Raw genomic sequence first — 22430 nt, 5'->3', positions numbered from 1 at the left:
CGGGCTCCGCCGCGGTCAGGCCGAGGCGAGGTGGCGAACCGGCTTGCCCAGCCGCTCCGTCACCTGATCGAGGGTCAGCATCGAGCCAACCGGACCCAGCGAGGTCAGTGTCGGCGCGGTGTTGATGAAGGTCTTCAGCGCCACCTCGCGAACACTTTCCGCCGTCACCGCCTCGATGCGGGCGGTGATTTCTTCCAGGCTCAGGGTGCGGCCGTGGATCAGCATCTGGCGCGCGATCTGGCCGGCGCGGGCAGCGGGGCTTTCCAGCGCCATCATCAGGCCGGCACGGATCTGGGCCCGGGCACGGGCAACTTCCGCCTCCGAAATGTCCGCGCAAGCCCGTTCCAGCTCGCCGATCAGGACCGGCATCAGTTCGGCAATGTCATCCTCGCCGGTCGCGGCATGCACGCCAAACAGGCCAGTGTCATGGAATGCCCAGTGAAAAGCGTAGATGGCATAGCACAGGCCACGGCTTTCCCGCACTTCCTGGAACAGGCGCGACGACATGCCCCCACCCAGCACGGAAGCCAGGATCTGCGCGGCGTAATAGTCCTTCGACTTGTAGGGCTGGCCCTGGAAGCCGATGAGAATCTGGGCTTCCATCAGGTCCTTGACCACCCGGCCCTCACCGCCGTGATAGACTGCAGGCTCGACCTCGCGCGCCGGTGCGGAGCCGAGGGCCCCGAACTGGTCATTGGCGCGGCGCACCAGGTCCTCGTGATCCACGGCACCGGCTGCGGCCAGCACCATGTCCGGACCCCGGTAGCGTTCTGCCAGATAAGCCTCGAGCGCATCGCGGGAGAAGCTGGTGACGCTTTCCGGGGTGCCGAGAATAGCCCGGCCCATCGGCTGCGCCGGCCAGGCTGTGGACTGGAACAGATCAAAGGCCTGATCGTCGGGACTGTCCTGCGCCGCGCCGATCTCCTGCAGGATGACGTGCTGTTCGCGGGTCAGTTCCTCCGGATCGAAGGCGGAGTTCTGCAGGATGTCGGCGAGAAGGTCGACGGCAAGCGGGACGTCCTCGGCCAGCACGCGGGCGTAGTAATTGGTGTGCTCGACGCTGGTCGCCGCATTCAGTTCCCCGCCAACGGCCTCGATCTCCTCGGCAATGGAGCGCGCGGTGCGGGTCTTGGTGCCCTTGAAGGCCATGTGTTCCAGAAGATGGGTGATGCCATTCTGCTCGGCGGTCTCGGCGCGTGATCCGGTGCGCACCCAGACGCCGAGTGCGGCCGTGCGCAGGTGCGGCATCCGGTCGGTGATGACGGTCAGGCCATTGTCCAGCCGGGTAATCTGTACATCCATGCGCGTCCTCCCGGCGAGGCAACGGAGGTATCAGACCGATCCACACGGCACCGGTCCGCCTCCGCCCTCGTCTTCTCGTTCTCATTTGCCCGCCCCTTGCAAGACAGATGCGGGTCTCGTTCCCTACCGGCTCAGGGGGCCAGATGGTCCGATCGTGAGTGACACCGTTGCCAGGTCACCCCGTGGCTGTCACGCCAGGCTCTTCACAGCCCGGGCATTGGCCTCGATATGCCGTTCCAGTTCCCCCAGATCCGCAGCCAGAACGGTCTGCCGCTCCGGCGCGCTCATCATCGGCTGCAGCATATCCGGCAGGGCCGGATGAATGCCCGTTGCCGCTTTCACTGCAACCGGGAACTTGGCCGGATGTGCCGTGCCCAGCACCACCATCGGCATGCCCGGCTCGTCGAACGCCTTGGCGACATGCGCGCCGATGGCGGTGTGCGGATCGAGCAGATATCCGGTGTCTTTCAGCGTTCCAGCAATGGTCGCGGCGGTCTCAGCCTCGTTGCAGCGTCCACCAGCGAAGGTCTGCAGCATCTCGGCGAGCGGACCGGGCGCGATGGAGAAGCTGCCGGACTGGCCAAGCGAGGCCATCATGGCGCGCACGGCAGCACCATCACGGCCATGCACTTCGGCCAACAGCCGCTCGAAGTTGGACGAGACCTGAATATCCATGGATGGCGAGATGGTGGCATTGACGCCGCGGGTTTCATAGCGCCCGGTTTCCAGGGTGCGGACCAGGATGTCATTAACGTTGGTGGCGATCACAAGCTTGCCAACCGGAAGCCCCATGCGCATGGCGGCATAGGCGGCGAAGATATCACCGAAGTTGCCGGTCGGCACCGTGAAGGACACCGGCCGGGCCGGGCCGCCAAGCGCGGTCGCTGCGACGAAGTAATAGACGATCTGGGCGAGGATGCGGGCCCAATTGATCGAGTTGACGCCCGACAGGCCAACCCGGTCGCGGAACGCGAAATGGTTGAACATGCTTTTCACCAGCGCCTGGCAATCATCAAAATTGCCCTTGATGGCCAGCGCATGCACATTCGCTTCCGTCGGCGTCGTCATCTGGCGGCGCTGCACGTCAGAGACGCGGCCCTCCGGAAATAGAATGAACACATCGGTCCGCTCGCGGCCCCGGAAGGCCTCGATTGCTGCGCCGCCGGTGTCGCCGGAAGTGGCGCCGACGATGGTGGCGCGCTGACCGCGCTCGGCGAGCACATGGTCCATCAGCCGCCCGAGCAGCTGCATCGCCACGTCCTTGAATGCCAGCGTCGGGCCGTGGAACAGTTCAAGCACAAAGCGGTTCGGCGCGATCTGGATCAGCGGTGTCACGGCGCTGTGACGGAAGCTGGCGTATGCTTCGTCGATCATCCGCTTCAGGTCGGCCTCCTTGATGGAGGTTCCGACGAAGGGACGGATCACGGCAAGGGCGACATCGGCATAGGGCCTGCCGGCGAAACCGGCGATGGTGGCAGCGTCAAAGGTCGGCCATGTCTGTGGCAGATACAGCCCGCCATCCCGGGCCAGGCCCTGCAGGAGCACATCCTGGAAATCGAGAACGGGTGCTTCGCCACGCGTACTGATGTATTTCACCGGGTCGGATTCCTTGTCATCTGCCTTTCGAGGCGTCTGCCGTTCAAGGCATATGCCTGTCGACCTCCTCCTCCAGCCAGGTTTGCCTTGCCGGAGACGAGACTATTCCATGGAAGCGACCCTTAAAATAGATCGCAAGTCGGCGCAAACGGCATTTGTTGCGAATGCCGCTGGCATGGCCCGTCAGGCGTGGCCGGCGTCGGTCGAGAGCATCGCCGGATCGACACCGATCCGCCACAGCGCCCGTTCCCACTTGGCTGTCTGGTCGGGGTCGAAAATCAGTTCTGCATCTGCTGGACCGGTCAGCCAGCCATTGGCCTGGATTTCATGCTCCAACTGGCCGGGTGCCCAGCCGGCATAGCCGAGGGCCAGCATTGCCCGCGACGGACCTCGATCCTCGGCAATTGCGCGCAGAATCTCCAGCGTCGCCGTCAGGCAGATGCCGTCGTGAATGGGCAACGTCGCGCTTTCGATCAGGAAATCATCCGAATGCAACACAAAGCCACGCTCCGTCTCGACGGGTCCGCCGCGATGGACATTCATGCGCCGCAGCCGGGGCGACAGGTTGATCGCCTCCGCCTCCCGCACAATGCTGAGTTGCAGCAGCAGATCCGCGATCGACAGATGCGGCGAGGGCTGGTTGAGCACAAGCCCCATTGCCCCTTCCGACGAATGCGCGCAGACATAAATCACCGAGTGGGCAAAGCGACCATCGGCCATGTTGGGCATGGCGATGAGGAATTTGCCGTCCAGCCACTCCTCTTGTAGCCTTTGAGCCATCATCTCCTCATGAGGCCGTTATACGGAATCAGAGCTTAGACGCAGAATTTCACTTTGTTAACGGATTGTTCGCAGGTGCGGCAGGCTTTGTGCGGGGCTCACGTGTTTATGACCCGTTCGTGACAACCGGAAACACGACTTGGCGGCGAAAATCAGCTATTGCATCCCCATGCAGACATCGCACCGCTTCCACCTCCCTCCGTTCCCGACCTTACCGGTGCTGGCCCTTGCGCTGGCGCAGCTCATCCTGTTTGCACCCACTGCAATCAGCGGTACATCCGGCTGGTCGCGGTTTGAGGGCGGCGCAGTCCGTCTGATCTCCAGCGGTCCCCTCACGGATGGCCGCTATGACGCCGGCATCGAATTCGTGCTCGATCCGGGCTGGCACACCTATTGGGAAAATGCCGGGGAAGCCGGCATTCCGCCGCAGGTCGACTTGGCGCCCTCCGGCAATCTCGCTGACGCCCGGCTGCAGTTCCCCTATCCGGAGAGGTATGACGACGGCTTCAGCGTTTCCAATGTCTACAAAAACGGCATCGTCCTGCCGCTAGCGCTGCGTCCGGAACGACCGGAAGACCCTGTGCAACTCGAGATCGATCTGGCTTTTGGCAACTGCAAGGACGTCTGTGTACCGGCCTCAGCGCGGCTGTCGTTGACGCTGGATCCCACGGAAGCCGAGGACCGGACCAGTCACCGGGCCATCGCCCGGGCAAGGGCCGACGTTCCAATGCCGGCGCAGGCCACGGATGCGGTCGTCTCGCGCCTGTTCCTGCGCAAGGATGGCAAGCAGGAAAAGCTGGACCTCAGCCTCTCCGTGCCGGCGGGCATGGATGTTGACGACGTCGAGATCTTCGCATCCGCCCCGCAGGACCTGTCTCTCGGCGTGCCCCGGCGGACCAAGCCGGAATGGAAGCAGGCGACCGGCGACTGGGTGCTGTCCCTCGGGGGCCTGCCCGAAGACCTTGCCGTGCTGCCCTTGCGGCTTGTTCTTGTTGCTGGACGCCATGCCGTCGAGCAGAGGTTCGACATCAACCGCGCGACAGGGGCAATCACCGAAATCCATCCCGCAAGGCCGCGCTGACCCGGCTGCCGTCCGGGCTCCTGCATCCGTATAAAACCTTAAGCAAGGGCTCGACGCGGCGGCTCCGGCACTCTATCTCGAAGAGGGCGGCGGGCTGACGATGGTCCTGCGGCTGCACAGGTTTTCCGACGCGGAGATTTCACGATGAGCATCACTATTGGCGACCGTTTGCCGGACGGCGTATTCAAGGTCATCGGCGCTGACGGCCCGGTTGAAATGAAGTCGGCCGAGCTTCTCGCAGGCAAGACCGTCGTGCTGTTCGGCGTTCCGGGCGCTTTCACCCCGACCTGCCACATGAACCACCTGCCGGGCTTCGTCGAGCATCACGACGCCTTCAAGGCCAAGGGTGTCGACACCATCGCCGTCCTCTCCGTAAATGACATGTTCGTCATGGATGCCTGGAAGAAGGCAACAGGGGCTGGCGACAAGATCGTGTTCCTGGCCGATGGCAGTGCCGACTTCGTCAAGGCCCTCGGGCTGGAACTCGATGCAACCGGCTTCGGCATGGGCATCCGCTCGAAGCGCTTTGCCCTCATCGCCAAGGACGGCGTCGTGACCCAGCTGAACGTCGAGGACGCTCCGGGTCAGGCCACCGTCTCGGGCGCTGCCGCTCTGCTCGAGACCCTTTGATCCGACGTCAACCACTTCTAGAATTCACGATCAGCCGGGGGCTCACGCCTCCGGCTTTTTGCTTTGGCAGCGACCACACCCGCGTCATCCCGGGCGCAGCGAAGCGAAGACCCGGGACCGGAGAGCCCAGCATTCTCAGATGTAACTCTTTGGAATATCAAGACCTCGACTCTCCGATCCCGGCTCAGCGCTTCGCTTGGCCGGGATGACGTGGAGAGTTTGTCGGCCATCGGGGCCGGGGCTTCACGCCTCCGGCTTTTTGCTCCCTCCGCTTCGCAAGACGGATACGGCATAGGCGAGATAAACGCCGGCCAGCGTCGCGGCGAGGCCGAACCAGGTCAGGGCGTAGCCGAGGTGATCGTTCTTGAAACGGACTACGGTTTCGCCAGCCTGCGGCAGGCCCGATGGCGGCGTCATTGCAGCATCCGCATCGATGACATAAGGGGCGACGGCCGCTGATACCTCGAGCCCCTTGGCCATGGCTTGCGGATCACGGGCAAACCAGATCCGTTTGGACAGATCAGGCGCGGGCGTCAGCGCGTTCGGCGCCTCGCCCTGGCGCAGAATGCCGGAGACTGTCATCTCCCCTTCTGGGGCGGCACTGCCAGGGCGTTTTGCCGGGTCAAGATACAGGTCCGGAACGAAGCCGCGATTGACCATCACCACCCAGCCCTCCGCTGTTTGCAGCGGCGCATGGACAAAGTAGCCGGGGCCGCCATAGGGGCCTTTCGGGCTGGTCAGGGCGTTGTAGTAGTAAACCTCTCCGGGCAGGAAGCGCCCCCGGATCTCCACCTTGCGATAATCCGCGCCCGGCGCTGTGGTCGCCGCCCAGTCAGACGGTGCGGGTGCCGGCGAGGCCGGCAGCGTCAGGCTCTGTTCAACCTGGCGGATCAAGTCTTCTTTCCAGGCGAGCCGGTCAACCTGCCAGAAGCCCAGCCGCAACAGGATGGCGAGGCCAACGACAGCTAAAACCCCAGGCACAAGCAAACGCCGCCAGACCGGGCGGTTGTTGTCGCCGTCGCGCACATCCTGCGGATCAGTCATCGCTCTCAAGTCGTCCTTCTGCGGCGCGGTTGCGATACTGCAGGGCAATCATCAGACCCTTCAGGGGGCGCAGGATCGACAGGGCCAGGATCACTGTCAGTGGCAGCCAGAGAACGAGATGCAGCCAGATCGGCGGCGTGAAGGCCAGTTCAACCCACAGCACCAGGCCGACGATAACAAAGCCGACCAGCATGATGACGAAAACCGCCGGGCCATCGCCACTGTCGGCAAACTCGAAATCAAGGCCGCAATTGCTACAGGCTGGTCGTGTCGCCAGAAAGCCCTTGAACAGGCGCCCCTGGCCACAGCGCGGGCAGCATCCGGCAAGACCGGTGCGAAACGGATCCTGCGTCGGGAAATGCGCCTGGTCCTGCATCTCTTCCTCCCGTGGCAGCCTTGCTGCCAAGACAAAGCCCGGTCCAGATGTCCGGACCGGGCTTATCAGTGTAACAGGTGGTGGCGCCTCACTTAGTGAGGCACAACGCCCCAGCTGCCCCAGATATAGATGGTGGCAAACAGGAACAGCCACACCACGTCGACGAAGTGCCAGTACCAGGCAGCTGCCTCGAAGCCGAAGTGCTTCTCCGGGGTCATCTGACCTGCCAGAGCGCGGATCAGGCAGACGAGAAGGAACACGGTGCCGACGAAGACGTGGAAGCCGTGGAAACCGGTCGCCATGTAGAAGGTGGCGCCATAGATGTTGCCCGAGAAGTCAAAGGCTGCATGATCGTATTCATAGATCTGGCAGATCGTGAAGATCACACCCAGCGCGACAGTCAGGATCAGACCCCACTTCAGGCCCTCGCGGTCATTGTGCAGCAGGGCGTGATGCGCCCAGGTGACAGTCGTGCCCGAGGTCAGAAGGATCAGGGTATTGAGCAGCGGCAAGTGCCAGGGATCGAAAACTTCGATGCCCTGCGGCGGCCAGACGCCGCCGGTTGCTTCGACGCGCTGGAACTGGATCGCTTCGCTGGTGAACAGCGACGCATCGAAGAATGCCCAGAACCAGGCGACGAAGAACATCACTTCCGAGGCAATGAACAGGATCATGCCGTAGCGCAGGTGCAGGCTGACCACGCGGGTGTGATGGCCCTGCTGCGATTCCTTGATAGTGTCCCGCCACCAGCCGAACATCACGTAAAGCACGATCACGAGGCCGACGGCAAAGATGCCCCAGCCGGCAAGGTTGGCTCCGAACAGCTCAAAGTCCTTGCCTGCGGCATAGCGCATGAAGCCGATGCCACCGATCGCCATCAGGAAGGCACCGATCGATGCCAGGAAGGGCCACGGACTGGGATCAACCAGGTGGTAATCGTGGTTCTTGCTATGTGCCTCAGCCATGGGCGTGCTCCCCAAAGTTCCAATATCAGTCATCATATGCGGGCATCAGAGGCCGGCGGTGATCCGCCCTGCGCTCAGAGCCTGTTTGCCGTAGCGCTGTCTTCCGACTTTGCCGCGATCGGTTTGACCGGCTTGTCCACCGGGTAGAAAGTGTAGGACAGGGTGATCTCGCGGACGTGCCGCAGTTCGGGGTCCTTGTCCATCGCCGGGTCCACGAAGAACACAACCGGCATGTTCACGCTTTCGCCGACGGCCAGGGGCTGTTCGGTAAAGCAGAAGCATTCGAGCTTGTTGAAATACACCCCGGCCTCGAAGGGCGTCACGTTGAACACGGACGTCCCGACGGAGGGCGCTGCGCCCGTGTTGGTCGCAACATAGGCGATCTGTCCGGTCTCACCCATTTTCAGCGTGACCGACCGGTGCTCGGGGTTGAAGTCCCAGCCAAGGCCGGGGGTCACGTTGCCGTCGAAGCGGACAGTAATTTTGCGTCCGATGATCTCTTCGGAGGCTTGTTCGGCACGCTGCGTGGTGCCGCCGAACCCTGTGACCTGGCAAAAAAGGTTGTACAGCGGCACAGCCGCGTAGGACATGCCGACCATGCCAAAGAAAACGCCGCCGCAGATCAGTGCGACGCGGCGATTGCTGCGCGACATGTCCTTGTCTGAAGTTGCCTTGCTTTCGTCGGTCATGGACGTCTCCTAGAGCGGACGATTGAGAACATTGGCGCCGAGGCGAACGATTGTAACCCAGTAGATCAGGGCAACCATGCCTGCCAGGGCCAGCGCAATCGCAATCGACCGCGCCTTGCGCAGGCGCCTCTGCTCGGGTGTCAGTCGGATGCCATCCTCATTCATCATCAGATCATCCGGGCTACGAGGCTTTCGCCCAGCAGAAGGGCGAAGAGCAGGAAAAGATACAGGATCGAGTAACTGAACAGGCGCACGGATGCCTTGCGCGCCGCCTCGCCGTCCCGCACGCGGTAGACCTGCCACGCAAGGCCGAGGAACCCGGCACCCAGGAGGGCCGAGACCACGCCATAGGTAACACCGGCAAAGCCGAAGAACCACGGGCTGACGGCGATGGGAACCAGCACCAGCGAATAGGCCAGAATCTGGGTCCGGGTCGCATCTTCACCGGCGACGATCGGCATCATGGGCACGCCGGCGGCGCGGTAGTCGCTGCTCTTGAACAGGGCCAGGGCCCAGAAATGCGGCGGCGTCCACATGAAGATGATCAGGAACAGGATGAAGCTCTCGAGGCTCACCCCACCCGTGACCGCAGCCCAGCCGATCATCGGCGGAAACGCCCCGGCCGCGCCGCCGATGACGATGTTCTGCGGCGTCGAGCGCTTCAGCCACATCGTGTAGACGACGGCATAAAAGAAAATCGTGAAGGCGAGGAATGCACCTGCGAACCAGTTGACCAGCAGGCCAAGAAGCACAACGGAGCCAACGGACAGGGTCATGCCGAAGGCGAGCGCTTCGCTCGGCGTGATCTTGCCAGCCGGGATCGGCCGCTTGGCAGTGCGCGACATCAAGCGGTCGATGTCGGCGTCATACCACATGTTGAGGGCACCCGACGCTCCCGCGCCGATGGCGATGCACAGAAGCGCGACACCGGCCAGCACCGGGTGGATGCTTCCAGGTGCCAGCATCATGCCGACAAAGGCAGTGAAGATGACGAGCGACATCACCCGCGGCTTGAGCAGCGCGAGATAATCGCCGACCGACCCCATGCCACCATCCCAGGTGACGGGGTCGCTCATCATGGTGTCCGGGCGCTCGGCGAGCGACATCAGGCCCTACCCTTCATGCTGTGTTCCCGGCTTTGTCCGGGTCCCTGGGGCGGAGACAGCCTGACCCTTTCGGGTGGCGTCTCTCTTGTTGTGAACCACCGCGCGGTCAGCGCGGTGGTCAGGTCTTGTGAAACGCCGGCCGCTTACTTGATGCGCGGCAGGGTCTCGAACTGGTGGAACGGCGGCGGCGAGGTCAGCGTCCATTCCAGCGTCGTCGCACCGGCACCCCAGGGGTTGTTGCCGGCAACGCGCTTCTTGGCGAAGGCTTCGACGATGCCATAGAGGAACACCAGGACCGCGAAGGCCGAGATGTAGGACCCGATCGAGGAGACATAGTTCCAGCCGGCCAGCGCATCCGGGTAATCGGCATAACGACGCGGCATGCCGTTGAGACCTAGGAAGTGCTGCGGGAAGAACACCAGGTTCACGCCGATGAAGGTGATCCAGAAGTGCAGCTTGCCGATGGTCTCGTTGTACATGTAGCCGAACATCTTCGGGAACCAGTAGTACCAGCCCGCAAAGATGCCGAACACGGCACCGAGCGACAGCACGTAGTGGAAGTGCGCCACCACGTAGTAGGTGTCATGCAGCGCGCGGTCGAGGCCAGCGTTGGCCAGCTGCACGCCCGTCACACCACCGACGGTGAACAGGAAGATGAAGCCGATTGCCCAGACCATCGGCGTGCGGAACTCGATCGAGCCGCCCCACATGGTGGCGATCCACGAGAAGATCTTCACGCCCGTCGGAACCGCGATCACCATAGTGGCGGCGACGAAATAGGCCTGCGTCTCGACCGACATGCCGACTGTGTACATGTGGTGTGCCCACACGATGAAGCCGACGACGCCGATGGCGACCATGGCATAGGCCATGCCGAGGTAGCCGAAGATCGGCTTGCGCGAGAACGTGGAAATGATGTGGCTGATGATGCCGAAGGCCGGCAGGATCAGGATGTACACTTCCGGGTGACCGAAGAACCAGAACAGGTGCTGGTACAGGATCGGGTCACCGCCGCCGGCCGGATCGAAGAAAGTGGTGCCAAAGTTGCGGTCGGTCAGCAGCATGGTGATGGCGCCAGCCAGAACCGGCAGGGACAGCAGCAGCAGGAAGGCGGTGATCAGCACCGACCAGGCAAACAGCGGCATCTTGTGCATGGTCATGCCAGGCGCGCGCATGTTGAAGATGGTGGTGATGAAGTTGATCGCGCCAAGGATCGAAGACGCGCCTGAAACGTGCAGCGCCAGGATCGCAAGGTCAACGGCCGGGCCGGGCTGGCCCGAGGTCGACAGCGGCGGATAGATCGTCCAGCCACCACCGACGCCAGTTGCGCCCGAGGGACCTTCGACGAACAGCGACAGCAGCAGCAGCGCGAAGGACGGCGGCAGCAGCCAGAAGGAGATGTTGTTCATGCGCGGGAACGCCATGTCCGGCGCCCCGATCATGATCGGAACAAAGTAGTTGGCGAAACCGCCGATCAGGGCCGGCATCACCATGAAGAAGATCATGATCAGGCCGTGCGCCGTCGTGAAGACGTTGAAATAGTGCGGATCGGCAAAGTACTGCATGCCTGGCTCTTGCAGTTCCATGCGGATCCCGACGCTGAGCGCGCCGCCGATGATGCCTGCAATGATCGCGAAGATCAGGTACAGGATGCCAATGTCCTTGTGGTTGGTCGAATAGACCCACCGGCGCCATCCGGTCGGATGGTCATGCGCGGCGTGTGCAGCGGTCGCAGCCATGGTCGTGCTCCCTCGAGTAATGTAAAACCGGCGGGCGCCCTACTGGCGCGCATCGCCCCCAATTCCCAGTCCTGTGGCCGGCGCACCGGCCACAGCAAGCGTCACAAGCTCAGCGCGCGGTCACCTGCGCCGGCAGGGCGGCATCAGCCACCTTGCGCTCGGCGGCGAGCGAGGCCATCAGCGCCTTGTTGGCATCATCCAGATCCGACTTGGCCGCTTCGCTCCAGGCATCGAACTGCTCCTGGGTCACAACGCGAACGGTGATCGGCATGAAGGCGTGGTCCTTGCCGCAAAGTTCCGAACACTGGCCGTAGTAGACGCCGGTCTTCTCGGCCTTGAACCAGGTTTCGTTCAGGCGGCCCGGGACGGCGTCGATCTTGACGCCGAACGCCGGCATGGCGAAGGCATGCAGCACGTCGGCGGCGGTCACCTGGACGCGAACCGTCTTGCCGACCGGCACGACGACATCATAGTCGGTTGCCAGCAGGCGCGGCACGTCGGCGAGCGGAACGCCGCGCGCCTCGGCCACGGCAGCCCGCTCGTCATCCTTCAGCATCAGGCTGTCGAAGGAAATGCCAGCCAGGGCTTCGTCGGTGTACTCATATCCCCAGTACCACTGGTAACCGGTGGCCTTGATGGTCATGTCATAGGCCGGGATCTCAAGCTGCTTGTAGAGCAGGCGGAAGGACGGCACGGCGATGACGACCAGGATCAGGATCGGCGCGACGGTCCACACCACCTCGATCATCGTGTTGTGCGAAGTGCGCGACGGCGTCGGGTTGGCGCGGGCGTTGAAACGCACCATGACAATGATCAGCAGCGCCAGCACAAACAGCGTGATGACGGTGATGATGCCTAGCGTCATGTTGTTGAACCAGTGGATGTCATCCATCACCTCGGAGGCCGAGGCCTGGAACCCCAGCTGCCAGGGCGACATGGCCCCGGCTGCATCCTGGGCCATGACCGTTCCGGCCGTTCCGGCCAGAACCGCGGCGCCTGCAGCGGCCGCCATGAGACGCTTGAAGATTGCCTTCACGTCTGCGCTCCCTTCCCTAGTCCGCCTGCGGCGGCTCTCTCACCACGTCCACGCGCTGGCGGCCAACTCTGCCTCCACCGCGAAACTCCCGAACCGGCCATAGGCTGCCGGTTCATTTCCGTTCCCGGCCACCTGCAACCGGGGAAAACTGCAAATGGACGCTCGAAGCAGCTCTTCGACCCCCGGCTGCATCTGCCGATGCGCCACAGGGGAGCTGGTCTGTCGCGTCCTGTTGCGTGCATTTTACGCACAAACCCGAATATACCGCGACGAGGCCCATCGTACAGCGACGTTCTGCCGCAGTGGGCACCGCAGCAGCGGGCAGCGCACAGAAACCACAAGAATCCTTGTCCTGCAACGGGTTTATGCCCTGCATCCCGACCCGCCCCCATCCTTCGAATTGATCCTCGTCAAATTCGTCGCTTGATCCTGATCAACGACCGCAGGCCGGATCGGCGTCTTGCCGAAACTTTTCGGCGAAGGTCACATTCCTGCCGGGAAAGACAGGGAGAAAGCGGATTGTGGACTGGAACGGGCGGGCTGCCTGCGGCTATTCTTTGCGTCAGTTCTGATCCTGATTCGAGCTCGGGCTGCGGCCCTGACCCTTATGTCCGGAGGACACTCCTTGCCTAGCTCTCCTGCGCGCCCCCTTTCCCGGATCGTTTTCGGCGTGGCCTCCGGCATCGCGAGCCTGGTCATTGCCGGCCTCACCATCACCGGGGCCGCCTTGGCCCAGGGCGAGGTCAAGGCCGTGCACGGCGACTGGCAGATGCGCTGCGACACGCCTCCAGGCGCCGCTAGTGAACAGTGTGCCCTCATTCAGAACGTGACTGCTGAAGACCGCGAGAATGTCGGTCTGTCGGTGATCGTGCTGAAGACCGCTGACAAACAGGCGCGAATCCTGCGCGTTCTGGCACCGCTCGGCGTGCTGCTGCCGTCCGGCCTTGGCCTGCGTGTCGATGACGCTGATATCGGCCGGGCCGGCTTTGTCCGCTGCCTGCCCAACGGCTGCATCGCCGAGGTCATCCTTCAGGATGACCTGGTCGGCAAGCTCAAGGGCGGCAAGCAGGCCACCTTCATCATCTTCCAGACGCCGGAAGAAGGCATCGGCATTCCGATTTCGCTGAACGGCTTCTCGGCCGGCTTCGACGCCCTGCCGTAAGTCTCGACCTCAAGCCCCGCTCCGGCGGGGATTCGTTTTTGTAGTCAAACTGACGTCACCCCGGGCGTAGCGAAGCGGAGACCCGGGGCCTACTCGTTTGCAGAGCGGTTATTTGTTCGCCCGCGCCCGTCTGGACTGCTCACTCCTACCATCTCTGCGCAGGTCATAGAAGCGGAGGCTCTGCAAGCGAGTAGGCCCCGGCTCTCGCTTTGCTCGGCCGGGGTGACACGGAGCCAGATCTGAACGGAATATTGCCTTCACCCAGATGCCCCGCTCCGGCGGGGCCTTTCGTTTCAGGGCTCCTGATCGGAACCAGCCTGTCTTGCCGGGCTGCGTGGCGTGACCGCATGCAGCCGGTCGTTCCCCGCCGCCTCGCCCTGTTCCAATTGCAGGGTCATGCGCTCGGCATCGCGCCGGCGGACATCTTCCTCGATCTGCGCCAGCCGCTCCGGCGCCAGACCAAGCCCGCTGAGCGCGGCGCGTCCGAACGCCAGACCCGATTCGAAGGTCTCGCGGATCTGATAATCGACCTCCAGCCGGGTCAGCGCCAGGGCATGGCTGCGGTTGGTCGCGCGGCAGTAGAGCCGGGCTGATGGGTTGAGGCTGCGGACGGCGGCGATGGCTTTCTCCATCACTGCCTCGTTCTCCACGCAAAGCGCAACGAGAGCGGCGTCCGCGGCACCGGCAGCGCCAAGCACATCCGCACGGGTGGCATCGCCATAATAAACCCGGTAGCCGAGCTGGCGCGCATAGGCGAGCCGGTCCGGATGGTTGTCAATGGCTGTGATCTCCAGTCCTTCCGACGTCAGCACCTGCGCCACCGTGCGGCCGAAGCGGCCAAAGCCGACGATCAGCACCACCGGTGTCGCCGCCTCGAAACTCTCGACAGCCGGATGGGCAGCGCCACTGGCTTTCAACCGTGCGGCCAACCAGTCGAGCGCGAGGCAGGCAAGCGGCGTGAACAACATCGACAGGATCACCGTCGCGGTCAGAAGATTCGCCGTCTCGGCAGGCAGAACGCCTTGCGACACGGCGGCGGCAAACAGCACGAAAGCAAACTCGCCGCCCTGCGGCAGCGTCACGGCAATGCGCAGGGCATCGGCATTGGACGAGCCGAACCCACGGGCGAGGCTCCACAGCAGGCCGCCCTTGACCAGCATCAGCACCGGGACCGCAAGGGCAACCAGATACCACAGGCGCGCAATCAACCCCAGGTCCAGCGACATGCCGACCGCGACAAAGAACAGTCCCATGAGAAGCGAGCGAAACGGCTCGATATCCGCCTCGAGCGTGTGGCGGAAACTGGATTCCGCAAGCAGAACCCCGGCCAGGAATGCGCCCAGCGCCATGGACAGCCCGACCATATGCATCACCCCGGCACTGCCCAGCGCCACCAGAAGGGCGGCAGCCAGCATCACCTCGCGCGCCTTGGTCCGGGCCAGGAACAGGAACACCGGCGACACCAGATACCGGCCGATGACGATCACTGCGACAACGGCGAGAAGCGTTACGGCAATCTCGGTCAGCGCCGACCCACCGCCCGAGCCATCCGTGACAGGCGACAGGATCGCAACCAGTGCCAGCAACGGCACGATGGCAATGTCCTGGAACAGCAGGATCGCAAAGGCGCGCTGGCCATAAGGCGCTGCAAGCTGCCCACGCTCCTGCAGGATCTGTAGGGCAAAGGCCGTCGATGACAGCGCAAGACCAAGCCCGGCAACGAGGGCAGCCGGCATGGCCGCTCCGGCGAGCCACAACAGGCCGAAGAGACAGGCACCGGTCAAAAGCACCTGTGCCGCGCCGAGCCCTAGAATATCGCGCCGCATGCGCCAGAGCCGGGCCGCATCCAGTTCAAGGCCGATGACGAACAGCAGCAGCACGACCCCGAGTTCGGCCACCGGCAGGATGTTGCCCGCCGAACCGAAGGCGTTCAGCCCATAAGGACCGATCGCCAGCCCTGCCGCCAGATAGCCGACCACCGACCCGAGCCCGAAGCGCTTGGCCAGCGGCACGGCGATGACTGTCGCGCCCAGAAAGATGATCGCCTCGGTGAAGAGCGGCGGGACGGATGCAGTTGCCATGCGGGCAAGTTCCTCTGGTAAGGGTCAGTTTCGGCAACCGAAGGGCGGGAAGGTGCTTGCGGTTCCCGCATTCATCGCCCGGATGATCAGCCGGTCGGCGAAAGCCAGTTCCTGCGGACTGCGCGGGCACACGTCACGCGGATCAGCACAATCACGATCCAGAAACGCCCGGTGCCGGGACAGGAACTCGTCCGACAGGCCAATGCTGCCAAATCGCTGCAAGGCCTCCTGCGCAGCATCGCGGTAGCGTCGGCATTTCTCAAGCGTCCAGTCGGCAGCACCTGTATCAGTTGCCCCCGCGCTCCCGACCGCCGCAATGGCCAGCGCGACAGAGAGAACAGTGACGACGATCTCCCTCCGCCTTGGCCCTGCCGCAATCACACGGCGCTTTGCCCCTGTCTGTCCTTCAAAAACGGAACTCATCCTGCCATGCTCCGTCCGGTCCTTCTTGTTGTTCTCACGGCCATTCTGCCCGCCCTGACACCATTTCACGCCCAGGCTGCACCCATTTGCACCGTCATCGCCGACGTGTCGAGCGCACAGATCCTGCTGCGTCAAGGCGACTGCGGCGGCCGCGTGACGCCTGCCTCGACTTTCAAGATCCCGCTCGCTGTCATGGGGTTTGATTCCGGCTTGCTTCAGTCTGCCATTCTGCCCGAACTGTCGTGGCGAAAAGGTGAACCGGACTGGGGTGGCAAACTGTGGAAGCAGCCGACGACGCCGACCAGCTGGATGAAACATTCCGTTGTCTGGTACTCGCAGCGGATTGCGGCCAGCCTCGGAACCCGGCAACTCACGGACTATGGCCAGCGCTTTCACTATGGCAATGCCGATTTCTCAGGTGATCCGGGTAAGGACAACGGGCTTGAACGTGCCTGGATCGCCTCATCGCTGAAAATATCTCCGGACGAACAGATTGCCTTCCTCAGCGCCCTGCAAAGCGGCACTCTGCCCGTAGCACCGGAGGCCATGATCGCCGCAATCGGCCTTCTGGAGCGCTTTGCCGCTGGCGGTTGGACGATCTCAGGCAAGACCGGCAGCGCCTTTCCCCGCAAGGCCGATGGCAGCTTTGACCGCAACCGGGGCTGGGGCTGGTTTGTCGGCTTTGCCGAGAAGGACGGGCGCAGGCTTGCCTTCGCCCGCCTGACGCAGGACGACGGGCCGGTCAAAGGACCCACGGGCCTGCGGACGCGCGATGCGCTTCTAGCCGATTGGCCAGCGCTCGTGGCAGGCCGCTAGCTCGGGCAGCGCCGGACTCACACCTCGAAATCGAGCGCGCGCATGGCCTTGCGCAGGCCGTCCGGGGTCTCGTAGAGGTGGGCGATGAGGCCAGCGGCCTCGGCGCCTTCGATGTTCTCCGGCATGTCGTCGACGAAGAAAGTCTGGCGCGGGTCGTGGCCGTACCGCTCGCAGAGGCGCAGGAAGACAGCCGGATCCGGCTTGCGGGCACCGAACTCCGCCGAGACATGCGCCTTCTCGCCAAAGATATCGAGCATCTCCGGGGCGCAGACCGGCAGCGCCTGCTTCAGCATCATGCCGTTGTTGGAGAGCAAGGCCGCGTCCGCCTGCTCTGCAGCGACATTTGCCAAGGCCAGCACGGCAGGCCGCGGCCGCATCATTGCGGCACGGATTGCGATCCAGGTTTCGGCGTCGATCGGATATCCAAGTTGCTCGGCAAAGCCGGCGAGATAAGCTTCCGGCGTTGCCAGTTCACCAGTTTGGGCAGATGCCTCCCAGCCCGAATACCAGATGGCGTGCTCGAACGTCTCCCGCCCCCGGCCCGTCAGCCGCTCCAATGCGGCAATGCGGATCTCGTGGTCATAATCGTAGAGCACGTCATCCATGTCGAAGACGACGAAGGTGACGGCCTTGGCATCGCGGATCTGCGGCATGATCAGACCGCCGTTCCGCCAACCGTCAGGGCGTTGATGCGCATCGACGGCTGGCCGACGCCGACCGGCACGCCCTGCCCCTGCTTGCCGCAGGTGCCGAGACCGGGATCGAGCTTCATGTCGTTGCCGATCATGCTGACGCGGGTCAGGGCGTCCGGCCCATTGCCGATCAGCATCGCGCCTTTCACCGGCGCACCGATCTTGCCGTCCTCGATACGGTAGGCTTCGGTGCAGGAGAAGACGAATTTGCCGGAGGTGATGTCGACCTGCCCGCCGCCGAAGGAAACGGCGAAGATGCCGTTCTTGACCGAGCCGAGGATTTCTGCCGGATCCTTGTCGCCGCCCAGCATCACCGTATTGGTCATGCGCGGCATGGGGATATGGGCATAGGACTGGCGGCGGCCGTTGCCGGTGGGCGCCATGCCCATCAGGCGGGCGTTCTGCCGGTCCTGCATGTAGCCGACGAGGATGCCATCCTCGATCAGGGTGGTGCGATTGGTCGGCGTGCCTTCATCGTCGACCGTCAGCGAGCCGCGCCGGTCAGCGATGGTGCCATCATCAACGATGGTGACGCCCGGCGCGGCAACGCGCTGGCCCATCAGCCCCGCGAAGGCCGAGGTCTTCTTGCGGTTGAAGTCGCCTTCAAGGCCATGGCCGACAGCCTCATGCAGCAGGATGCCGGGCCAGCCCGGTCCCATCACCACATCAAAGGTGCCAGCCGGAGCGGGAACTGCCTCAAGGTTCACCAGAGCTTGACGCAGCGCCTCGTCCACGCCGGCCTGCCAGGTTTCCGGGGTGATGAAGCGGGCAAAGCCCTCGCGGCCACCGCAGCCGAAGGACCCGGCTTCCATCCGGTCGCCGGAGGCGGCAACGACGGAAATCGACAGCCGCACCATCGGGCGGATATCCCGCACCCGGTGGCCATCGGCGCGCAGGATGTCGACCACCTGCCAGGAGCCGGCGACCGACGCCGTGACCTGCCGCACGCGCGGGTCACGCGCCCGGGCATAGGCGTCGATTTCCTGCAGCAGCTTCACCTTGTCCTCGAAGCTCGGGCTGGCGAGCGGATTGAGATCGGCATAGAGCCGCGTGTTGGTGCGCGCAGGGGCCGCGGCATAGCTGCCCGCATGGCCGGACTTCACGGCTGCCACCGCATCGGCAGCCCGCTTGAGCGCTGCCTCGGAGATATCGCCCGAGTGGGCGTATCCGGCTGCCTCGCCCACAACCGCCCGCAAGCCGAAGCCCTGCGCCGTGTCGTAGCTGGCGGACTTCAGGCGGCCGTTATCAAACACCAGCCCTTCCGACTGGCGGTACTCGACGAAAAGTTCCCCGTCATCGGCGCCGGACAGGGCCTCGGCGGTGAGGCGGCGGGCGGTTTCAAGGCCAAGGCCGGAGGCGTCCAGAAGGTCGGGCACAGGGGACAGGGTCTCGCTCATCGGTGGCCTTTCGAGAGGGCAGTCAATCAGGTTGGCGCGGCGACTCCCGCGCATCGTGGCCCTAACATAACCACTTCGCCGGCGATTTCACCCCCGGCGGCGGACGCAGCCCATTTGCGTTCTTCGCCAATCAGCAGGGTCTGCCGATTGACCATCAGCCGCGCCTCGCCCATAACCGGCGAAGAAAATGCTGTCAGACTGCGAGAGACGCCGATGAACCGCTATGAAACGCCGCGCGTGCCGGGCGAGGCCCGCATCCGTTACCTTGACGGCGACTACCAGGTCGAAGCACCGGGCACCTTCGTGCGCTGCGCCGTCACCGGTCAGGCGATCCCGCTCGATGAACTGAAATACTGGAGCGTCGAACGCCAGGAAGCCTATGTCGACGCGGAAGCGGCCTACAACCGCTTCATGCAGTTCGAAGGCAAGGCCGGCTGATCCGTCTCAGGCCCGGAATGCCCGCCGGCGCAAGGCGTCGGTGATGAGGGTCATCAGCCGATCCTCCGGCTCGATCTCCATGGACACATCCAGCACATCGCTTTCCCGCGCCAGCCAGTGAAAGATCTCGCCCTCGCTGGCGGCAATGCGGGCCATGTCCTTCGAGGTGGTGACCAGTTGCAGATCCGCCGCCTCCGCCCGGGTGATTAGATCCTGAGCCTCAGCCGGCGTGAAACTGTGATGATCGGCAAAGGCCATCATTTCACGGACGTCCGCGCCTATATCCCGCAGGCTGTCAAAGAACTTCTGCGGGCGGCCAATGCCGGCATAGGCGAACACCCGCAGCCCCGCAAACCGTTCCGTCCGATGCGGCTCGATCCGTGCCTGCAACACCGGCAAGGCCCGCCGCGCGGCGAGGTGAATGACCGCATCGGCCCTGTCTCCCTCCCCCACAACAACCAGCGCATCGGCCCGGCGAACCTGCACTGAAAGCGGCGCCCGCAAGGGGCCGGCGGGCAGGACGAAGCCATTGCCAACGCCGACAGCCGCATCCACCAGCGCCAGTGTCAGGTCCTTGGCCAGCGCAGGGTTCTGGAACCCGTCATCCATCAGGATCAGATCCGCATCGAGCGTTTCGGCAAGCCTTGCCCCGGCAGCCCTGTCGGCGGACACAATGGTCGGGGCCGAAGCGGCCAGCAGGAAGGCCTCGTCGCCGATCTGCGCGCTGGAGTGCCGTGACGGATCGACCTGCACCGGTCCCCGTTCACTGCCGCCATAGCCACGCAGCAGGAACACCGGCCTGTGACCGGCCGCCTTCAGGAGATCGGCAAGTTTCAGCGCAAAGGGCGTCTTGCCGGTGCCGCCGACAGTGAAATTTCCGATACAGATGACCGGAAGGCGGCTCTGGTAGGCCGCCGCAGCCCGCATGCGCCGGGCCGCAATGAAACCATAGACGAGAGAAATCGGAGCGAGCAGGAGCGCCTTGGGGCTGAGGCCCGGTTGCCACCAGAAGGATGGCGGGGTCTTCATCAGCTGTCTCCGGTCCTGTGTCCGGTGGTGTCTCCGGGCGCCGCGTCCGGTCCGGAAGGGTAAAGCAAGGGCGCAAGCGCGTCCAATGTCCGCTGCAAGGCCCCTGCTCCCTCACCGGCAACTGCCCTTGCCCGTTCGGCCATTGTCCTTGCTGTCTCGGGATCGGCCAGCAGGGTGCCGACAGCCTCGGCCAGCCGCTCAGGCTCGCCAACCCGTATCGATGCCTTGTTCTCCCACAAGTCCCGATAGATCGCCCGCGCATTGGCGACATGCGGACCGGTCACCAGGGGCACGGCCAGTTGCGCCGGCTCGACCGGATTGTGACCGCCAACCTGGACAAAGGAACCGCCGAGAAACACCACATTGGCCAGGCGCAGCGCCAGGCCCATTTCGCCGAGCGTGTCCATCAGATAGACAGTCTGGTCGGGCTGCGGCAAATCTTCGGCGGAGCGCCGGGCAAAACGCTCGGACCGGCTGGCGAGAAGCGAAGCGACCTCATCGCCACGGGCCGGATGGCGCGGCATGAGCAGCAGCATCAGCTCCGGATAGTGCGCTTGCAACTCGGCATGCGCCTTCAGCGCGATCTCGTCTTCGCCCGGATGCGTCGAGGCCGCAAGCCAGGCCGGACGTCCGGCCAGGTTAGCTGCAAGCTCCGCCAGAGCCGCCGGATCGGCCGCAGGCGGCTCGGCATCATATTTCAGGTTGCCGGGCGAGCGGACCTGCCCAATGCCAAGGCTGCGGTAGCGGGCGGCGTCTGCGTTGCTCTGCGCCAGGCAAAGGTCAACGCAGGAAAACAGCGCCCGCGCCGCGCGTCCGGCCTTGCGCCATCCGCTGAAGGAGCGGGCCGACATGCGGCCGTTGACGATCACCAGCGGCACGCCGCGCAGCGCCAGCAGCGAAAAGGTCGACGGCCAGAGTTCGGATTCCACCACGAGGGCCAGATCCGGTCGCCAGTGATCCAGGAAGCGGCCGACCAGTTGGGGCGCATCGAAGGGAGCAAACTGGTGCAAGGCCCCGGCGGGAAGCCGCTGCGCGGCAATCTCGGCCGACGTGCGGGTCACCGTCGTCAGGAGAACGGTCAGGCCGTCCGCCACCAGTCGCTCAACGAGCGGCAAGATCGAGTTGGTCTCGCCAACGCTGGCCGCATGCACCCACACAAGCCGGCCGTCAGGGCGCGGCAGGCTTGCCTCGCCAAAGCGCTCTCCCTGGCGCGCCGGATCCTCCTTGCCCGCTTTCAGTCGCGACGCATGAACCAGCCGCAGCAGCGGCAGAGACAAGCCGGCAAGCATGCGCCAGCAGCGCAGGGTCAAAGACCGGGCAACCTTGTCCCGGTTAGCCATCATCGCGTCCGACACGCTGATAGGCGCGGCGGGTCACCGCGTTCAGCCCGGTCTCGACCGCAAGCCGCGCCTGTTCCATCTCCTCGTCGCTCGCATCTGCGGCCACGTGGATGAGGTCACCAATGGCGACCGCCGCACGTCCGAAGGGCAGGTTGATGCTCGCCCTGTCCCAGGAATTGAGTTCGATGGAGCGGCTGGTGGCAACGGCAACCGGGACAATCGGCCGGCCCGAATGACGCGCAAGCTGAACGATGCCGGGGCCGGATACCCTTGCCGGGCCCTTCGGCACATCTGCCGTCAGCGCCATGCTGTTGCCTTCGCGCAAGACCCGCATGGCCTCGATGAACCCGCGCAAGCCGCCACGCTTGGTGATCTGGTGTGCCTTCTGGCTGCCCGAAGCCCGGATCAGGCCGACACCCAGCCTTTCGGCCGCAATGGCGTTGATCTCGCCATCGGCGGAGCGCGAGATCATGACATAGGCCGGCAAGTCGTCCGGCTTGGCAAAGGGCATCATGAAATGCTGGCCATGCCACATGGCCACGATGACCGGCAGGTCAGGCCGCAACCGGTCGTAGATGCCTGGCGGATCGATCACCATGCTGTTGGTCCGCCGGACAAAACGGAGCCAGGCCGCCAGCGTCACGCCAACGGCCTTCAGCAGCATCGGATGCCGGCCAATCTTCTTCAGCATGGAGGACCTTCCGCCGC

At 64.1% G+C, this 22430-nt stretch carries 23 protein-coding genes; 5 read left to right on the top strand and 18 right to left on the bottom strand.

Going from position 1 to position 22430, the window contains the following annotated elements; genetic code table 11:
- Positions 1–15: 15 nt before the first annotated feature.
- The 3 genes from ACTIFE_RS03495 to ACTIFE_RS03485 all read right to left on the bottom strand — a co-directional run bounded on the left by ACTIFE_RS03495 (position 16) and on the right by ACTIFE_RS03485 (position 3678).
- Entirely contained in the window at positions 16–1302 is a 1287-nt protein-coding gene (locus tag ACTIFE_RS03495) for a M16 family metallopeptidase (protein WP_439527774.1), read from the bottom strand.
- A gap of 189 nt (positions 1303–1491) precedes the next feature.
- A complete protein-coding gene (gene thrC / locus ACTIFE_RS03490; RefSeq protein ID WP_439527773.1) occupies positions 1492–2898 on the bottom strand; it encodes a threonine synthase in 1407 nt (468 codons plus the stop codon).
- A gap of 183 nt (positions 2899–3081) precedes the next feature.
- Positions 3082–3678, bottom strand: coding sequence for a YqgE/AlgH family protein (locus tag ACTIFE_RS03485; RefSeq protein WP_439527772.1), 597 nt, complete (start codon positions 3676–3678; stop codon positions 3082–3084).
- A 139-nt stretch (positions 3679–3817) separates the two neighbouring features.
- On the opposite strand from ACTIFE_RS03485, the gene ACTIFE_RS03480 reads away from it, so the two are divergent.
- Both ACTIFE_RS03480 and ACTIFE_RS03475 read left to right on the top strand, forming a co-directional pair.
- Complete coding sequence (locus ACTIFE_RS03480; RefSeq protein ID WP_439527771.1) at positions 3818–4759, top strand: protein-disulfide reductase DsbD domain-containing protein; 942 nt, start codon at positions 3818–3820, stop codon at positions 4757–4759.
- Positions 4760–4903: 144 nt separating this feature from the next.
- A complete protein-coding gene (locus ACTIFE_RS03475) occupies positions 4904–5389 on the top strand; it encodes a peroxiredoxin (RefSeq protein ID WP_439527770.1) in 486 nt (161 codons plus the stop codon).
- Between the two features lie 243 nt (positions 5390–5632).
- Here the strand turns inward: ACTIFE_RS03475 and ACTIFE_RS03470 are convergent, their stop codons facing one another.
- The 8 genes from ACTIFE_RS03470 to coxB all read right to left on the bottom strand — a co-directional run bounded on the left by ACTIFE_RS03470 (position 5633) and on the right by coxB (position 12320).
- Positions 5633–6433, bottom strand: coding sequence for an SURF1 family protein (locus ACTIFE_RS03470; RefSeq protein WP_439527769.1), 801 nt, complete (start codon positions 6431–6433; stop codon positions 5633–5635).
- The gene (locus ACTIFE_RS03465; protein WP_439527768.1) at positions 6426–6809 is read right to left on the bottom strand and encodes a DUF983 domain-containing protein; all 384 of its coding nucleotides are present in this window, start codon (positions 6807–6809) and stop codon (positions 6426–6428) included. Before ACTIFE_RS03465 ends, ACTIFE_RS03470 begins: the two co-directional genes overlap by 8 nt.
- A gap of 92 nt (positions 6810–6901) precedes the next feature.
- Complete coding sequence (locus tag ACTIFE_RS03460; protein WP_439527767.1) at positions 6902–7774, bottom strand: cytochrome c oxidase subunit 3; 873 nt, start codon at positions 7772–7774, stop codon at positions 6902–6904.
- Between the two features lie 74 nt (positions 7775–7848).
- Positions 7849–8463, bottom strand: coding sequence for a cytochrome c oxidase assembly protein (locus ACTIFE_RS03455; protein ID WP_439527766.1), 615 nt, complete (start codon positions 8461–8463; stop codon positions 7849–7851).
- 9 nt (positions 8464–8472) lie between these two features.
- A complete protein-coding gene (locus ACTIFE_RS03450; RefSeq protein ID WP_439527765.1) occupies positions 8473–8631 on the bottom strand; it encodes a hypothetical protein in 159 nt (52 codons plus the stop codon).
- A complete protein-coding gene (locus ACTIFE_RS03445) occupies positions 8631–9569 on the bottom strand; it encodes a heme o synthase (RefSeq protein ID WP_439527764.1) in 939 nt (312 codons plus the stop codon). The genes ACTIFE_RS03450 and ACTIFE_RS03445 overlap by 1 nt, the downstream gene beginning before the upstream one ends.
- 143 nt (positions 9570–9712) lie before the next feature.
- Entirely contained in the window at positions 9713–11308 is a 1596-nt protein-coding gene (ctaD, locus tag ACTIFE_RS03440; protein ID WP_439527763.1) for a cytochrome c oxidase subunit I, read from the bottom strand.
- A 109-nt stretch (positions 11309–11417) separates the two neighbouring features.
- A complete protein-coding gene (coxB, locus tag ACTIFE_RS03435; RefSeq protein WP_439527819.1) occupies positions 11418–12320 on the bottom strand; it encodes a cytochrome c oxidase subunit II in 903 nt (300 codons plus the stop codon).
- Between the two features lie 694 nt (positions 12321–13014).
- On the opposite strand from coxB, the gene ACTIFE_RS03430 reads away from it, so the two are divergent.
- On the top strand, positions 13015–13506 hold the full coding sequence (locus ACTIFE_RS03430) for an invasion associated locus B family protein (RefSeq protein WP_439527762.1): 492 nt from the start codon (positions 13015–13017) through the stop codon (positions 13504–13506).
- Between the two features lie 293 nt (positions 13507–13799).
- On the opposite strand, the gene ACTIFE_RS03425 is transcribed toward ACTIFE_RS03430, so the two are convergent.
- Positions 13800–15587, bottom strand: a complete 1788-nt coding sequence (locus ACTIFE_RS03425; protein ID WP_439527761.1) for a monovalent cation:proton antiporter-2 (CPA2) family protein — start codon at positions 15585–15587, stop codon at positions 13800–13802.
- A gap of 24 nt (positions 15588–15611) precedes the next feature.
- Positions 15612–16010 (bottom strand): hypothetical protein, encoded by a 399-nt coding sequence (locus tag ACTIFE_RS03420; RefSeq protein WP_439527760.1) that lies wholly within the window; start codon positions 16008–16010, stop codon positions 15612–15614.
- A gap of 6 nt (positions 16011–16016) precedes the next feature.
- Here ACTIFE_RS03420 and blaOXA point away from each other — a divergent pair, with 6 nt between their 5' ends.
- A complete protein-coding gene (gene blaOXA / locus ACTIFE_RS03415) occupies positions 16017–16826 on the top strand; it encodes a class D beta-lactamase (RefSeq protein WP_439527759.1) in 810 nt (269 codons plus the stop codon).
- Positions 16827–16843: 17 nt separating this feature from the next.
- On the opposite strand, the gene ACTIFE_RS03410 is transcribed toward blaOXA, so the two are convergent.
- Positions 16844–17479 carry an HAD family hydrolase gene (locus ACTIFE_RS03410; protein WP_439527758.1) on the bottom strand — a complete coding sequence of 212 codons (636 nt, stop codon included), beginning with the start codon at positions 17477–17479 and terminating at the stop codon, positions 16844–16846.
- 2 nt (positions 17480–17481) lie between these two features.
- On the bottom strand, positions 17482–18915 hold the full coding sequence (gene tldD, locus ACTIFE_RS03405; RefSeq protein WP_439527757.1) for a metalloprotease TldD: 1434 nt from the start codon (positions 18913–18915) through the stop codon (positions 17482–17484).
- 213 nt (positions 18916–19128) lie between these two features.
- Between tldD and ACTIFE_RS03400 the strand changes: the two genes are divergently transcribed.
- Positions 19129–19353, top strand: coding sequence for a DUF2093 domain-containing protein (locus ACTIFE_RS03400; RefSeq protein ID WP_106754899.1), 225 nt, complete (start codon positions 19129–19131; stop codon positions 19351–19353).
- A 6-nt stretch (positions 19354–19359) separates the two neighbouring features.
- Here ACTIFE_RS03400 and lpxK read toward each other — a convergent pair whose 3' ends face one another.
- The 3 genes from lpxK to ACTIFE_RS03385 are packed head-to-tail and all read right to left on the bottom strand — an operon-like array spanning position 19360 to position 22413.
- Positions 19360–20382 (bottom strand): tetraacyldisaccharide 4'-kinase, encoded by a 1023-nt coding sequence (gene lpxK, locus ACTIFE_RS03395; protein WP_439527756.1) that lies wholly within the window; start codon positions 20380–20382, stop codon positions 19360–19362.
- The gene (locus ACTIFE_RS03390) at positions 20382–21722 is read right to left on the bottom strand and encodes a 3-deoxy-D-manno-octulosonic acid transferase (RefSeq protein ID WP_439527755.1); all 1341 of its coding nucleotides are present in this window, start codon (positions 21720–21722) and stop codon (positions 20382–20384) included. Before ACTIFE_RS03390 ends, lpxK begins: the two co-directional genes overlap by 1 nt.
- Complete coding sequence (locus ACTIFE_RS03385; protein ID WP_439527754.1) at positions 21715–22413, bottom strand: lysophospholipid acyltransferase family protein; 699 nt, start codon at positions 22411–22413, stop codon at positions 21715–21717. The genes ACTIFE_RS03390 and ACTIFE_RS03385 overlap by 8 nt, the downstream gene beginning before the upstream one ends.
- Between the last annotated feature and the right edge of the window lie 17 nt (positions 22414–22430).

Origin of the sequence: Pannonibacter sp. (genome assembly GCF_051860505.1) — a bacterium.
Classification (GTDB): Bacteria; Pseudomonadota; Alphaproteobacteria; order Rhizobiales; family Stappiaceae; genus Pannonibacter.
This window is presented reverse-complemented; position numbering and strand designations above follow the sequence as displayed.